At 39.0% G+C, this 15,342-nt stretch carries 11 protein-coding genes and 2 tRNA genes; 4 read left to right on the top strand and 9 right to left on the bottom strand.

All coding sequences use genetic code 11. The features are described from left to right. Window positions 1–645: 645 nt before the first annotated feature. Window positions 646–1,122, top strand: a complete 477-nt coding sequence (locus tag AAEY98_RS21780; RefSeq protein WP_351019614.1) for a hypothetical protein — start codon at window positions 646–648, stop codon at window positions 1,120–1,122. 210 nt (window positions 1,123–1,332) lie between these two features. Here the strand turns inward: AAEY98_RS21780 and AAEY98_RS21785 are convergent, their stop codons facing one another. The 4 genes from AAEY98_RS21785 to AAEY98_RS21800 form a co-directional block, all read right to left on the bottom strand. Then, entirely contained in the window at window positions 1,333–1,980 is a 648-nt protein-coding gene (locus tag AAEY98_RS21785) for an RloB family protein (RefSeq protein WP_351019617.1), read from the bottom strand. Continuing rightward, entirely contained in the window at window positions 1,958–3,286 is a 1,329-nt protein-coding gene (locus AAEY98_RS21790) for an AAA family ATPase (RefSeq protein WP_351019620.1), read from the bottom strand. Before AAEY98_RS21790 ends, AAEY98_RS21785 begins: the two co-directional genes overlap by 23 nt. A 774-nt stretch (window positions 3,287–4,060) precedes the next feature. After that, a complete protein-coding gene (locus AAEY98_RS21795; RefSeq protein ID WP_351019624.1) occupies window positions 4,061–5,461 on the bottom strand; it encodes a site-specific integrase in 1,401 nt (466 codons plus the stop codon). Window positions 5,462–5,559: 98 nt separating this feature from the next. Further along, a tRNA-Ser gene (locus AAEY98_RS21800) sits at window positions 5,560–5,649 on the bottom strand. A gap of 275 nt (window positions 5,650–5,924) precedes the next feature. On the opposite strand from AAEY98_RS21800, the gene AAEY98_RS21805 reads away from it, so the two are divergent. Together AAEY98_RS21805 and fabA are read left to right on the top strand one after the other, a co-directional pair. Then, the gene (locus AAEY98_RS21805; RefSeq protein ID WP_351019633.1) at window positions 5,925–7,664 is read left to right on the top strand and encodes an AAA family ATPase; all 1,740 of its coding nucleotides are present in this window, start codon (window positions 5,925–5,927) and stop codon (window positions 7,662–7,664) included. Window positions 7,665–7,739: 75 nt separating this feature from the next. Then, on the top strand, window positions 7,740–8,255 hold the full coding sequence (fabA, locus tag AAEY98_RS21810; protein WP_011638105.1) for a bifunctional 3-hydroxydecanoyl-ACP dehydratase/trans-2-decenoyl-ACP isomerase: 516 nt from the start codon (window positions 7,740–7,742) through the stop codon (window positions 8,253–8,255). Between the two features lie 96 nt (window positions 8,256–8,351). Here fabA and rmf read toward each other — a convergent pair whose 3' ends face one another. The 5 genes from rmf to rlmKL all read right to left on the bottom strand — a co-directional run bounded on the left by rmf (window position 8,352) and on the right by rlmKL (window position 14,974). Further along, complete coding sequence (gene rmf / locus AAEY98_RS21815) at window positions 8,352–8,528, bottom strand: ribosome modulation factor (protein ID WP_011638106.1); 177 nt, start codon at window positions 8,526–8,528, stop codon at window positions 8,352–8,354. A gap of 251 nt (window positions 8,529–8,779) precedes the next feature. Continuing rightward, window positions 8,780–10,669 (bottom strand): DUF3466 family protein, encoded by a 1,890-nt coding sequence (locus AAEY98_RS21820; RefSeq protein WP_351019627.1) that lies wholly within the window; start codon window positions 10,667–10,669, stop codon window positions 8,780–8,782. Between the two features lie 25 nt (window positions 10,670–10,694). Then, a complete protein-coding gene (locus AAEY98_RS21825; RefSeq protein ID WP_351019630.1) occupies window positions 10,695–12,611 on the bottom strand; it encodes an ABC transporter ATP-binding protein in 1,917 nt (638 codons plus the stop codon). A 1-nt stretch (window position 12,612) separates the two neighbouring features. Beyond that, window positions 12,613–12,849, bottom strand: coding sequence for a glutaredoxin family protein (locus tag AAEY98_RS21830; protein ID WP_059744475.1), 237 nt, complete (start codon window positions 12,847–12,849; stop codon window positions 12,613–12,615). Beyond that, window positions 12,836–14,974 carry a bifunctional 23S rRNA (guanine(2069)-N(7))-methyltransferase RlmK/23S rRNA (guanine(2445)-N(2))-methyltransferase RlmL gene (rlmKL, locus tag AAEY98_RS21835; RefSeq protein ID WP_101086604.1) on the bottom strand — a complete coding sequence of 713 codons (2,139 nt, stop codon included), beginning with the start codon at window positions 14,972–14,974 and terminating at the stop codon, window positions 12,836–12,838. The genes AAEY98_RS21830 and rlmKL overlap by 14 nt, the downstream gene beginning before the upstream one ends. A 295-nt stretch (window positions 14,975–15,269) precedes the next feature. Here rlmKL and AAEY98_RS21840 point away from each other — a divergent pair. Next, window positions 15,270–15,342: transfer RNA gene (locus AAEY98_RS21840), tRNA-Met, on the top strand.

Consider the following 15,342-nt stretch of genomic DNA (forward strand, 5'->3'; position numbering starts at 1 on the left):
TTTGTCGGTTTGGCATTTGGTCTTGAATCTAGAAGAGGGATAGCTTGCTTTTAATAAAGAGGAACCCGGGGTTCAGATCCCTATCTTTCGCCAAATAAAAAGGCCCGCTATAAATAGCGGGCCTTTTTATTGAATGTGGCGGAGGGATAGGGATTTGAACCCAAGCAATCAGCAACAAAATAAAACTAAAATTCATTATAATCAATTACTAATCAAAAAGTCACATCTCAGAAAGTGAACATTCGTGGTCGATATATGACATTTAAATATTTTATGCGTAGGTTGTCAAATAAAACTGGCAGCGGCATTTGCATTTTCGAAAACAACACAGAGAATCAGATTTAAAACAGACAAATCAGAGATCTACAACATAAATTTCAAAGAAAATTCAAAGAAATATCTTTGCACCTATCAAACTATTTGTTATATTTATTGAAATTATGTTTTCTACGAGCAAAAAATGGCAGTTAAATTTAGACGTTACTCATCAAATACACGAAAAGCGGCAAAATTATTGCTCAACTCAAATTTATTTACGGAGGCAGAAATTGCATCACTACTCTCTGTTCAGCTAATTAATATAAAAAATACAGTAGCCAATGAGGGGACTCAATCGAAATCGAATGACCGGGGAGTGCGATCATAATGACATTTACAGATCTAAGACTTTTTATCGAGCGCAGTCAGGCATCTAAATCATCAATAAATAAAGCTGTGGCATTCGTTGCTCCGCTAGAAGGCGCTAATATCAAAGATGTTCCAGCATTTATTGAGGAACTAAGAATAAAAATAAAAAGCGAATCATATGCTAATGTCTTAAACCCTATACTTAATAAAAATGTGTCAGAAAGAACTGCTGAAAATTATTTTGGCTGTTTTTTAAAATTTTACAATGGTCTTCCGCTAAAGGACGATATACCTAGCATCCCCTCGAAAAATAATAACAGTATTTCTAGAAGTAAAGATGTTGATATTTCTAATTTATTTTCAATGGCAGGGGAATTAAAAAAGCATGAGAGCAATCAAGTTCTTGATAAAGACATAAAAAAACAAATACAAATTATCATGTTAAAAAAACTAAGAGATATAGTTGATGATTGTATTTCTTCCTCAGAGAAGTGAGGTAGTAATGGTGTGACTGATCTTTCCCCTGTTTTATAGACACTTAGCTTGCCTGTGAATATCTGTTTTCATATTCATCTGGAGATACTGTAGATTCTATGAGTGGGGCTAGAATCACCTGCTATCAAAACCTTAACCTTCGCGAACTAGGTAAAGTAATTTTCAAAGAAAAAAGTACTCGTTAACTGGTACGATTTCAGGTGAAAATTGCTATTTCCCATTCTTAATAATTTTATCAAACAACTTAAAAACATCTGTATAAGGATTCCCAAAAGGAGTCCCAATAGCGATATGATCTTTTCCTAAAGCAATTGCTTTTAACTTTGCCTCAGCATATGCATTAGGTAAATCAGAATATACAATTTCTTTGCTACCCTTTTTTTTGTAATTTGGAATTAGCTTTCCCAAATCAGACTGTAATTGATGCCTATGAATGGGCGCTGTTTGATTTTTAAAATGAAGAATTGGCCATATTTCAAAACACGGGTTTGAATATGCAATATATACATTATTAGCTTCAGCTTTTTGAAAAGCTTCCGGAATTTTTGGATGTTCATCTTTATCAAAAACAGCCCAAACTTCGAACTTCTCATCCAAAGAGTCCATTGATAATTTGGCGATTTCATCAAGTTCCTTTTTTTTTGTTACTGCCGTTGATACTATTTTAAAAGGTGAACCTGCCGCTCCAATTGTGATTACAGTCACCAAACCATTACTATTTTCTCGAATAAAATCTTCAATAAACTTAGGTTCAGTATTAAGTCCTTCACAGAAAGCAAAAATTTTGAATCCAGGTTCAATCTTATCTTTCTTTCTGGCTAAAGAGCGAGAAGGCCTAAATCGTTTTGGACTTCCCATCGTCTATTTCATCCTCAAATAAATTGAATGTATTTAAAGTACTTAAGAATGGGATAGCCCCAAACCGTCCATCTAGGTAGCCCTTTCTTAGATTCGCGCGCTTATCGATTGCATAATCAGTAAGAGGGCGTAATTGTGTTCCGCCATCAATCCCCTTTTCAGATAACCAAACTTCATCTTTTCTAACTCCATCAAAATTAAGCAATTGTGTTTCATGAGTAGTAAAGAGTAATTGAGCTCCATTAGGGTTGCTTTTAGTACAGTTGAATAGCTCTACAACTTTCAGTGATAGCAGGGTATGTAAGCTTGACTCCAACTCATCCACTACAAAAACACCACCATTCTTTAAAACATTAAAGATAGATGATAATATTGAAATTAAAGCTCTCGTGCCTAGGCTTTCATCTGAAAAGTTAAATTTAACCTCTTTTTTATTCTGATCTTTTCTATAGACATTTACAACATATTCGAATTCATCAACATTACTCCCACTGACGCCTTCGCTACCAAGAACGGAGTTAATAGCGTTAAATACTTTTAGGAATTTATCTTTTTCTTCCTCATCTCTTTCTTCCTTGATAGATGAAAGTCTAACGGCACCAATGTCAACTTTTGATATAAAATTAGAAATTGCTTTTTCTAATGAATATTTATAAATAGACTTACCAACTGTTTGTTCTGATATGTCGGAACTAAACCTAAATTTTATAGACTCTTTTATATATTTATGAATACCTTCAGCCAATACATGATTCGATAATGCAGCAACAGACAAGAACAGGCTGGTTTCACTAGTTATCTTACTAATGCTTTTATTTTGGCCTTTAAAGCTTTTTCCAAAATAAAATTCATCTTCTTCTGGTGCTACATTTTTATCTCGATAATACAATACAGTTCTAGATACTCTTGTTTTATTAGCAAAAGCATACAACCACTCTTCTTGAATAACAGATTTCTTAATTGAAAAACCATAGTGGTAATGTGTACCTTCAAGTATGAAGTCTATATCAAAAATTGAAGGTTTCTCAGAATATGCACTATCAAGACGAAAAGGGGTAACGTTATCATTTCGCGTTTCCGCGCTATGAAGTATACCTCCGCATAGCAATCGAAGTGCTCCAATCATATTTGTCTTACCAGATGCATTTGCCCCATAAATGGCAACTATAGGTAAAACATGCTCCTTAATAGCATCTTTTTTAAACAAATTATGATGATCACAACTGTTGTCGGAGGAACAAGTGAACAAAATTTCTTGATAATCCTTGATGGATTTGAAATTTTCACAACCAAATCTTAATAACATAAATAAACCTATTCCGTCTTCTAAGTCGATATAGTCGCATTTATTACGAATAATGCAAGTTATAGGTTGCATTCTTCTAAATTTAGTTCATTTACATTTTTATGTAAAACAAAATATTTTTCAACTAGCTTGCCCTATGCAAGTATCACAAGCCCTGGGGCTGAAATAATTTGCTGTGAACCATAAAATATATAATTTTGGTCTTCGCTTTTTTGAAATGCTTTTGGGGTTAAGGGGTACTCCCCTTGCCCGTAGCTCCTATCAGACCTTTTGGAACAAAAGTGGGATAGGAGCGTACCGGGTTACGTTGTAGTCCCACATAATTGTGGGCTGTTTTTGCTTCGCACTCACTGAGTGCGAAGCGGTTTAAGTTGCACTTTTTACGTGAGAAGTTACGCAAAATTAACGTAAAAAATGGTGAAAATTCGATTTCTCAGCAAGCTTTTGTATGGATTTCGCCCGTAGGATTTGATAAGTGCGGCTGAGAAATGATGTCGCGGGTACGTTTCATCATTTCTCAGTCGATTTTTGCCGCTGTGAGAGCAAATTTTGGCGTATAAAGTCACTCAGGATTTACTGACGTTTGTCATTTTGCCATCCTACGGTGGCCAATTAAGATAATAAATCGCTCATATAAATCAGTTTCCTCAATCGTACGGGCGAAAATTGGCACAAAAAGTATAAAAAGATACCGCTAGTGACCGACTAAGCTGTATGTCGTGCCTAATACCGCATCGGCAAATGTTCCCCTTGACCCCTTTTCAGGCAAATACCTTATGTTGGTTGCGACAAGTTCAACTCGTAGTCGACTTTATCCACCACAGGTTTGAGTGTTTTTACATCATATTGCTTACCGTATCGTCCATAGGTGATGTTGTGATAAACGTGTCCAACAAGCTGTGCCACCATCGACTCTTCTATTTGCAGTTGCTTAAGCTCATCAATAAAGGTGTGACGGAATGAATAGGCTGTAGGTCGTTTACCTGCGATAAAGTTAAGTTGGTCGAGTAATTTGCCAAACTCTCGACAAAACTTATGTGACCAAACACCATCACTGCTGGGTTGATAATGAAATAACGGGTTGCTTGTTAACTGACTGGTTTTTGATGTTCGGTTAGTCATGGTTTGAACGAAATCAACAAAACCAAGCTCAATGAGCTTTTGATGCAGCGGAACGGTTCGCTTTGACTGTGCGGTCTTGAGTTGTTGGCTCATGCCTTCATTGGTGACGTGAATGACGTTGATACCATCGATAGTGGTTATATCATTGCTGTGTAGCTGACAGGCTTCTGAAGGCCGTAAACCGTGATAGAGCATCAATAGCGTTATCCATTTAAAGTCAGCTTGTTTATCGATAAAGTCTTGTGATTGCAGTACGTGTTTAAGTTGCTCTGGTTGCCAGCGCTGACGCGCTAAATCATGTCCAGCCTGGTTACTTGGCTTGGACAGTTTCACCTCATCAAACGGGTTAGCGCTGGTGTAGCGCATCAATTTGCACCATTTAAAGAACTGCGACACCGCTGCTAGGTAGTCTTTGTTACTTTTGTGGCTTCTGCCCTCTTCAAGTAAACAATCCTTGTATTCCATCGCCTCAGCGCTGGTAATGTCGAATACATCATCTAGGTGGGTTCGCTCAATAAAGTGGCCTATACGTTGATTTAGCTGCTTTACCGTTAACACTGAGACAGACTGCTTTTGTTTAGACGCAATAAACTTAATTAACGCATCCAACAATGTGACGTTAGCGACTGAATTTGTTTGTTTTTTACTACTCGAATTATTTGAGAATGCCAAGTTTGTTAGTGAGGGATAATTGTCATATGTCGCACTATTATGGGCTAATTGCGTTGGCCGAGTGGGAATCAACTGGATAATTTCCCGCACTGGTTTGGCCTTATCATCAAGCGTTTCGGTTACCCCAACAAAGCCTGCTCGGGCATCATTAATCAATTGATTAACGTGTTCCTTAAACGCATCAGGCTGTGATTGTGGGGTTAAGTTGCTGATTAATGGCCGTAAGATACCCGCAACGACAAGGTTACGGCCTATCGCAATTGAGCGCTGTTTAGTGAGTAAAGATACTTTGATGTCGGCAGCAAAGCCTTTATCACGCAGATAAGCAGGCAACACCATGCGGGTGTAATAGGTACAATTTGTGGCTCTGAATAGGTACATATGTCTCAGTCATCCGTTTTGGGTCTGAGAATATGATTTTTCAAATGCTAGAAAGCAAAAAAGCCATTGATTATCAATGGCTTTTTCACTTTAGAATGTGGCGGAGGGATAGGGATTTGAACCCTAGAACGGGATAAACCGTTGCCGGTTTTCAAGACCGGTGCATTCGACCACTCTGCCATCCCTCCGAACGGGCTGAATAATATAAGTAACTCGTTTGCTTGTAAACCATAAAGTTAAAAAAAACACCTGAGTGCATAGCATTTAATCAGCATGCTCATATTTTTGTCATCATTGAGACTTTTTTAATCAACACAAAACTCGTTGGCGACTCTTTTATGGACTTGAATCACTTCAACAACATCCAGGTAAGCTAGAAGAGTTGAATCTGCTAAGGCTTTTGTGGTGCTTTATGCTAATATCATCTCATTATTTTTCGTTGTCGCAGCTAAATTACCACTATATGAATTCAACGCTACTGCCTAGTGCCAAACTCGCTCCTCAATATCATTTACCTGATGCATCGACTTCAGTTTCTTTTCCAAGTCATATACTGCTTGGTCAAGAACGAGTGGTTGAAACATTCAAATTAATGAGCAAAACAAATTCGCAACATTTATTTCTTGCTGATTTTTTAGGGGTAGATAGATCACTATTTATTGATGCGTTGGTAACTCAAGCTAACACGCCTTCAAGTCATTACCTTGTTGCGACTAAAAAACAGCAAGAAGATGCAGAGATTCAGTTTAAGTGGCAACAAACACTCCCTCCTGAACATGTCGGCATTATCGCTAAACAAGAATCATTGTCTTGCTATTTACAAGGGACTATTCGCCGTGCTGATTTGCTCGGTAGAATGCTTAAAACGGATAAATCCAGTGTTTATAAACCTGGTGCACTAGCCAAAAATCATTTCGTGTTTATTTGCTTAGCATCATTATGGCAGCGCGAGAGTTTGTGGGATTTGTTGATGCAAATTATCCACGATGGCTTTTATCGTATTAATAATGAGTTAACTCCTATTCCACTGAATTGTAAAATTGTACTTGTGGGCTCTGGTTTATCGTATAGCCAGCTTAGAGTTGAAGACCGAAATTTTAATCGCCATTTTCCATTGCTGGCTGAAATGAGTAATGAAGTTGATCTAACACAGCATCCTGAATCGTCTTATGTGCAATGGTTGAACGTGCTTGCCCAAGCAGAATCTGTTGAATTAGAACCATCAAGTTTGTTACCGTTATTTTGGTATAGCTCTCGTTTGGTTGAACATCAACAACGCTTAAGTTTAAGTATGTTGGAGTTTAGGCAACTATTAGGTCAAGCAAAAGTATATTCAGGTCAAGCTACATTGAATGCTGCAGCTATAGCTAAAGCACTGGAAAAATTAAAATTCCGTCACAATAGCTCTGAAATATATTCTGCTCAAAGTTTTGATGATAATTTTATAAATCTGCCAACTAAAGGCGCTATGGTAGGTCAGATTAATGCCCTTACGGTTATTGATACTGGCGATTATACCTATGGTGAGCCTGCCCGTATTACCTCATCAGTGCATTATGGTGATGGCGAAGTGGCAGATATTGAACGAAAATCAGAGTTGGGTGGCAATATTCATGCAAAAGGCATGATGATCCTATCTGCTTGCTTGTACCGTATTTTTGGTCGTGACGCGCCTCTTCATTTGAATGCAAATATTGTATTTGAACAGTCTTACCAAGAAATTGATGGTGATAGCGCTTCACTAGCTGAGTATTGCTGTTTAATGTCTGCGATAGCTGAACAACCGATTATCCAAAGTTTAGCGGTTACAGGCGCATTAGATCAGTTTGGCAATGTACAAGCGATTGGTGGTGTGAATGAGAAAATTGAAGGTTTCTTTAATTTATGTCAACGCCGCGGTTTAACGGGTGAACAAGGTGTTATTATGCCTAAGGCCAATGTATTACAGCTAAATCTTGAACCTGCTGTGATTGAAGCCATTGATAAAGGATTATTTCATATCCATGCAATTGAGCATATGGATCAAGCAGTTGAACTGCTGATGCAAATGCCTGCTGGAGTCGCGAATGAAGATAACGACTTTGCACCAGACACGCTTTACGGATTAGTACAACAACGTTTAGATAAATTAGCCGGACAAGATGATGACGACGTGGAACTGAACTTTTTTGCTAAATTGTTAGCTAGATTGCACATTATTTAGTGATCGGAGTTGTTTAGCTTACACGTGTTCGCTATCTTGTTAGTATTATCAGTCAATTAAGTGGTATCGATTTAAATGGAAAAAGCTAATAGTTTCACTAAAGAGCAACTTGTCGCATGTGGTCATGGCAATCTTTTAGGCCCAAATAGACCGCGCTTACCTGTCGACAATATGTTGATGATTGACCGTATCATTACCATAAATGAAGATGGTGGTGCATTTGGTAAAGGTGAAATAATTGCCGAACTCGATATCACACCCGATCTATGGTTTTTTGATTGCCACTTTATCAGTGACCCAGTAATGCCTGGTTGTTTAGGTTTGGATGCTATGTGGCAACTTGTTGGTTTCTTCCTAGGCTGGGAAGGCGCTGAAGGTAAAGGTCGAGCATTAGGCGTGGGTGAAGTGAAATTTACCGGCCAAGTATTACCTGATGCAAAGAAAGTGACTTACAAGCTTAATATTAAACGCAAAATTCACCGAAAATTGGTTATGGGTATAGCTGATGCCACGATGGAAGTTGATGGTCGTCAAATCTACTCAGCAACTGATTTAAAAGTAGGTATTTTCAGCGATACATCGACGTTCTAGTTAACGCCACTTTACTTCGAAATACGTTTAAAATGTAGCTTAATGCCCTCCGATATACTTCGCGAGGGCATTTTATTAAGTGTTACTTATTAAGTACTACTTGTTAAATAGGCCATTAAGACGACCGTCAATACCTTCACGCCATCCGCCTAACCATTGAGACCGTGAATCCAGATTCGAATGGGGACAAACCTCCTTAGAACGCCCTCCTACTCCGGCTTGAAATCCTTTTGAAAATGCTCTGTCTAAACGATCTCTTTTCTGTCTTTTCATGCATGAGTCCTCTTCAGTAACAGGCTTCTTTTTGACATGATAAAGCTGAAGCCTTGCATATAGAAATAGATCGTTTTTTAACCAAAATCAACCAAAAAAACCATCATTTTAATGATCTTTTATTAAGGTATTGAGAATTAGGTTAAAAAAAATCGAGGAATATTTCCTCGATTTTTTTATGGTTCTAGACTACCCCCTGTTTGAGGGGCTATATGACAATGATTACACTGAGTCTTTGATGACAGTTAAGCCTATTTTTTTACTCTGCGACGCAACCATAATAATGGCAGAGTGAATAACCAAGCAAAACTGGCTGCACCTTGACGTACGTAAGCCACTTCTTCAACTGTGTCTGAAGTCGTACATGCTTCACCAGAGGTTGGTTTCAAAATAACCATTCGCGGCAAATATGCTGTTACTGGAGCACCGTTCCCATCTAATTCAAATAGCGGTAGATTATTTTCACCGACAAGCACATTACCAGTAGTTGCATCGGTTTGATATTGTGGCTTACGAATAAACGCAGTCCCTACAATAGTGCCGTCTTCATTGATGCTATTGGCTTCTACAACTTGAATATCGGTGTTATAAGTTAATATTTCACCAGTACCATCTTGAATACTCACTTGATGACGAGCCCACTCTCCATCAGTATTCTGTACATAGCCTTTAGAACCACAGGTAAGGAGATCGTTTAAATTAGAAAATTCGCTAGTACTATTTTCAAATAAGAAACCCACTTTTGGACGAGGCTTTTCTTTGTCGTAAGTTGATTCAACATAACCGACAACTTGTCCTTTATTGTTGATATCTTTAGGTTTGCTACTTAAATCTGACAATGTGGTTTGGAAGTCATTCGGCGTAACAATCCCTTGTTCTGGATTGTTAGTGTCTAATGTGAAGAATTTATCACGTAAATAACCACCAATATATTTACGATAACTGCCGACTAAAATACCATTATCATTAATATCATATGCGATAGAGCTTGTGACTTCATTCTCCATATCTACCCAATTATATTGATATTCACCATTGGCATTCTTTTTCCAGTAAGCAGCATCAAAATATAATTTATCGGTGTCGCCATTACGATAAACATGTGAGCGGCCAGCAACATCATCATCGCTGTTAACACCTAATGCTTGGGCGGTGTAAATTAGCGTTGAGTCCGTTGCAGGGGTTAAGCCTAACGGTAATTCAGTACGCTCAGGTACACCGGCATCGTCTATGTTATTTAAATCCCATACTAAAGCGCGTGTTTGATAAATAATATAACGACGGCTGTTAGTGTCTGGATACTGAGAATCTTGAACACAAATAGCGAGCGGCGTAGGATTATCTGCATCAGTGTCTTCTGCGCTTGTAATACAGGTATCTACACGGTCAACACTTGATGAAGCCAATGCGGTACTACCATAACCAACAACAAGATTATTTTCATTTACATCGGCTGCAACAGACGAACCACCTAACTCAACGGTAGCTGCACTAGTGTCAGCATCTTGTTCACGAACATAGGTTGTGTAAGGAGGTAGTAATGAAAACTCAACATCATCTTTTACTGCAATGGCACGAAGTTCAAAATCACGATAATACCAAAGCTCTTGTGTTGTGCTTGTACCTTCATAAGCCAAGGTCTTTTGTTCACCAGTATAAGAACCTACTTTGGTGCCATTACTGTTAAGACCATAGAAGAAGGTATCAATTGAATTAACAACCAGTTCACCATCACTGTCTACGTCAGTAGGATTAGTCGTACCAGCTAGGCTATAAAATGAAGGCTTCCAAGCGCCTTCAGCGGCATTTGCACTGGTAGTGACAGTGAAGTTATTTGCCTCTATTGGTGTTAATACTGAATAGGTAATCTCTTCTGCATCAGAAATACCATCTTCAACATCAATGATGCCGCCTTCAATGTCTTCGGTACTAAGTTTCTTTTTACCTTTTGAAATACCGACAACTTCATCTTGACTGTTCACCGCCATGGCATAGCCATTACGTGTACCGTCAATAGTGCCATTTAGGTCGAAATCTTCAATATTAACAATTTCATATACTGGCGCAGCTTGAACTGTTCCAATCACACTTAATACACCTATCGCAACAAGGGATAAGGCTTTATCAAACTTTAACTTCATGTAACTATTCCTGTTTTATTATGCTTTACTTCAGTGACTCAAGCTCTTCCCATCGCTCGAAGCAAACTTCTAAATTCTGTTCTTTTTCTGCCAACAACTGCAGTGTTTTATTGACCAAATCCTGCGGTTGATTATAAAAATCAGCACCCGCTATGGTTTGCTGCAATTGGGCAATAGCTTGCTCGAGCTGTTCCATTTGGCTCGGAAGCGTATCTAATTCTTTTTGCAATTTGTAAGACAGTTTTTTGACTGCTTTCTCAGGGATACTGACAGGCTTTGTTTCAACCACTGCGGTAGGTTGGACAACATTAGTTGCAACAGGTTCCTCAGAATAAAACTTTGCACCTTGAGCAACAGCATCCTGGTAACCACCAACATACTCAGCCCATTGTCCATTGCCCGCAAACCACCAACTGCTGGTAACGGTATTGTCGATAAATGCTCTATCGTGGCTCACGATAAGTAATGTACCAGCAAAATCAGCAAGCAGTGACTCTAACAATTCTAACGTCTCAATATCAAGATCGTTTGTTGGTTCATCGAGAATAATTAAATTGGCAGGGCGTAATAATAATCTCGCCAATAACAAACGGTTCTTCTCGCCACCAGAAAGTGCTTTTACCGGAGTACGAGCACGCATTGGCGAGAATAAGAAATCTTGTAGATAACTAAGAATATGGCGATCTTGGCCATTAATTGTGACGGTACTTTTACCCTCACCAACGTTTTCTTCTACTGTTTTTTCTGGATCAAGCGCTTCACGATACTGGTCAAAATAGGCAACGTCTAACTTAGTACCGACTTTAATTTCGCCAGATTGAGGCTGCAGCTTTTCAATTAACAGTTTGATTAGCGTTGATTTACCGCAACCATTTGGGCCAATTAACGCGATACGGTCACCACGTATGACAGTAGTACTGAAATCTTTAACTAAATTTTTATCAGGCAAATTATAGTTAACATTTTTAATATCAAATACTAACTTACCAGAGCGTTCGTTATCAGATACCGACATTTTGGCGTTACCTTGACGGTTTAAGCGTTCACTACGTTCGGTACGTAGTGCTTTTAACGCTCGAACACGACCTTCATTTCGAGTACGTCGCGCTTTAACACCTTGACGGATCCAGGTTTCTTCGTCGGCAAGTTTTTTATCAAAATGAGCATTTTTCTCAGCTTCAACTCGTAACCATTCTTGCTTACCATCTAAATAAACTTGATAGTTACCTGGAAATGAGACCACGACACCACGATCTAAATCGACGATACGCGTTGCCATTCTTTGAATAAAACCGCGGTCATGGCTTACAAATACGATAGCGCCTTTAAAGCTTAATAAAAATTGCTCTAACCATTCAATGGTATCGATATCTAAATGGTTGGTAGGTTCGTCAAGCAGTAATAAATCAGGATTAACAACAAGGGCACGAGCTAACGCCACTTTACGCTGCCAACCACCAGACAATTCATTTAATGGCTTATCCGGATCTAGGCCTAACAACTGACAGTTTTGGATAATGCGTGAATCTAATTGCCAGCCGTCATTGTGATCTAACACTTCCTGAAGACGTTGCATTTGATTCAGCATACGGTCCATCTGCTCAGGATTAGCATCTGCAACATCGTGTGATAATTGATGATACTGTTCTAACGCTTCACCAATTTCTTTCAAACCCGCTGCTATATAAGAGTAAACCGATCCGGTTTCTGCTTTAGGAGGGTCTTGCTGTAAACGACTGACGTTAACGTCATTTGCAATATTAAACTCACCATCATCAAGTAATACATCACCTGATAATACTTTCATTAAACTTGATTTACCGGCGCCATTACGCCCAACAATACACACGCGCTCACCAGGTTCAATGGTAAAATCTGCATTTAGCAGCAAAGGAATGTAACCGTAGGCTAACGAGCCATTATTAATGCGTACCAGACTCAATCTAAACTCCTAAAAATTCTTGTAATTGTGCGGCATCGAAAGGCCAGAATAACTCACGTTCGCCCTGTACAAATACAGGAATGCTCATGCCATAACGCTCTGCAAGTGATGCGTTATCACAAATATCGATGTGCTGATAATGTATTGCGGTTTGATCAACCAATTTTTGAGCTATTTCACACAGATGACAACCCTCGGTGTGAAATAGCACATAAGCGACTGAACTATTTTTTAGCATGAGTCAGTAGCCAAACATTATGGATATGTGGATTACGTTTATAATCCAGCGGTAAACATAAATGGTCGATATTAGTCACGTCGATACCTGCTTGGTTCAACGCCTCGATATCCATTTTAAATTTACGTTTGTTGTTTGAGAAAATAAGCTCGCCATTTGGAGAAAGTAGCTTAATCAAGCCACCTAACATCTCTGCATGATCGCGTTGCACATCCCAACTGTCTTCCATACGTTTTGAATTTGAAAACGTCGGTGGGTCAATAAAAATGAGTTCATATTTCTGATGGCTATTATCTTTTATCCACTGCAAACAGTCTGCCTGAATAAAATCGTATTTAGCGCCAGACAAACCATTTAAGGCAAAGTTTTCTTTGGCCCAATTAATGTAGGTATTAGACATGTCGATGGTGGTAACTGATTTAGCTCCACCGATCGCAGCATGTACTGATGCAGACCCAGTGTAAGCGAATAAATTAAGGACATTTTTGCCTTTTGATTTATCGCCAACCAGTTTACGTGTAACTCGATGATCAAGGAACAAACCCGTATCGAGATAACCGGTTAAGTTAAGTTTAAATTTAGCACCATATTCTTCAGTGATAACTTCAACTTTACGTTCGTCAATTTTTTGATATTGGTTAGCACCCTTCTGACGTTCACGAGTTTTCAAGGTGATACGATCAGGATGAATCCCTAACGCCCCAGGCAAGGCTAATAGCACATCACTAATACGGCGTTTAGTCACCGCTTCAGGAATAGTTGCTGGAGCTGAATATTCTTGAATAACAACATAATCCACGTATCTATCAATGGCGACGTTGTATTCAGGTAAATCAGCATCATATAAACGATAACTGTCTATGCGCTCTTTTTTAGCCCATTTTTCAAACTGTTTAACATTCTTTTTAATACGATTCGCAAATGCTGGCGCAATGTCGATAATATCAACACCTTCAGGCAATTCAGGCACGTCGCGGCGGGTACTGTTGGCGTGTAAGGTATAAATGTTAAAAGCACATTCTAATGCGCCGTTGAACATTTTCATCTGCTTGTCAGCTTTTAGTTTAAGCGATGATATAAGTTCAACATCACTGCACAACATAGCTATTTTCCAGCCACCAAACTCTTTTTTAAACTTATCACCGAGTTGGTAATAAAGTTGTAAAAGCTCAGTAACATTACCCAAACGCTCACCGTAAGGCGGGTTAGAAATCAAAAAACCTTCGCTTACAGGAGGTGTTACATCGAGTGCATCTGACACGCTAAATTCAATTAATTCAGCTACACCAGCATTCTCAGCATTGCGCTTAGCGATAGAAATCAGGTGAGGTTCGATGTCTGAACCGTAAAACTTAAGCTTACAACGAGTTTTGCCCAATGTTGCACGCGCTTGAGCTTCGTCAAAAATAACCTGCCACATTGCTTTATTGTGACTTTGCCAATTTTCGAAACCAAATTTCTCACGTTTTAGTCCAGGCGCAATATCAGCAGCCATTAATGCCGCTTCTATTAATACCGTGCCACTGCCACAAAATGGGTCAAGCACAGTAATAGGATTAGCTTGCCAACCACTGCGAACCAACATATTGGCAGCGAGGTTTTCTTTTAATGGTGCTTCACCCGTAGTTGAACGGTATCCGCGTTGGTGTAAAGAAGCGCCTGAGAAATTCATTGAAATAGTCAGTTGACCATTACGATAATGGGCATCAATTTTAAAATCTGGATTGACACGTTCTACATCGGGACGAGGAGTACCATCATCACGAAAACGGTCAACTACAGCATCTTTAATTTTCAGCGCACCAAATTGAGTGTTATTAATGAAACCACCCGTGCCGTGAAAATCAATACTGAAGGTTTTTTTATGGGAAAAATGCGATGGCCAATCAATGCAGTATGCTGCGTTATAAAGTTGCTCTGCAGAATCACAAGCTCCTTTATAGATGACTAATACGATACGGCTCGCTAAACGAGTCCATAATGTAATGCGATAAGCCAGCTCTAATGAAGCAGAAAAATATACTCCAGCAACACTTTCTTTAACGTCGGTTGCTCCGAACTCTTTAAGTTCAGAAGCAAGGCTATATTCGAAACCCTTTGGGGCTGCAGCAAAAAAATTAAACATGTATTAGTCAGTCATCGGTTACGCAAAATTCAGTGCAGCATTATACCTGCTCAAACACATAACCCCAACGACTTATCGAAATGGACGGTTAAAATCCCTTATTTTTGGGTTAATTTGGCAATATCGTACGATAAAGCAGTGACTCGCTTATTTTACCAGCAAACAAATAGCTATCGCCTAGATTTTACTTGCAAATATAAACGGGGATCGCTATAGTTCGCCCCGCTTTGAAGCAGACCGTTAAACACGCTAACAAGCCAGTTTAATAAGATGAATTAAAGCAGTGTCAAACGGACGCGGGATGGAGCAGTTGGTAGCTCGTCGGGCTCATAACCCGAAGGTCGTAGGTTCAAGTCCTACTCCCGCAA

This window comes from Shewanella sp. AC91-MNA-CIBAN-0169 (assembly GCF_040310165.1).
Classification (GTDB): Bacteria; Pseudomonadota; Gammaproteobacteria; order Enterobacterales; family Shewanellaceae; genus Shewanella.

Bases quoted from the DNA above. Each gene is read 5' to 3' on its own strand.
- AAEY98_RS21785 (WP_351019617.1), bottom strand. From the start codon at position 1,980: ATGGGAAGTCCAAAACGATTTAGGCCTTCTCGCTCTTTAGCCAGAAAG.
- AAEY98_RS21830 (WP_059744475.1), bottom strand. From the start codon at position 12,849: ATGCTAAAAAATAGTTCAGTCGCTTATGTGCTATTTCACACCGAGGGT.
- AAEY98_RS21790 (WP_351019620.1), bottom strand. From the start codon at position 3,286: ATGTTATTAAGATTTGGTTGTGAAAATTTCAAATCCATCAAGGATTAT.
- rmf (WP_011638106.1), bottom strand. From the start codon at position 8,528: ATGAAAAGACAGAAAAGAGATCGTTTAGACAGAGCATTTTCAAAAGGA.
- AAEY98_RS21780 (WP_351019614.1), top strand. From the start codon at position 646: ATGACATTTACAGATCTAAGACTTTTTATCGAGCGCAGTCAGGCATCT.
- fabA (WP_011638105.1), top strand. From the start codon at position 7,740: ATGGAAAAAGCTAATAGTTTCACTAAAGAGCAACTTGTCGCATGTGGT.
- AAEY98_RS21820 (WP_351019627.1), bottom strand. From the start codon at position 10,669: ATGAAGTTAAAGTTTGATAAAGCCTTATCCCTTGTTGCGATAGGTGTA.
- AAEY98_RS21795 (WP_351019624.1), bottom strand. From the start codon at position 5,461: ATGTACCTATTCAGAGCCACAAATTGTACCTATTACACCCGCATGGTG.
- rlmKL (WP_101086604.1), bottom strand. From the start codon at position 14,974: ATGTTTAATTTTTTTGCTGCAGCCCCAAAGGGTTTCGAATATAGCCTT.
- AAEY98_RS21805 (WP_351019633.1), top strand. From the start codon at position 5,925: ATGAATTCAACGCTACTGCCTAGTGCCAAACTCGCTCCTCAATATCAT.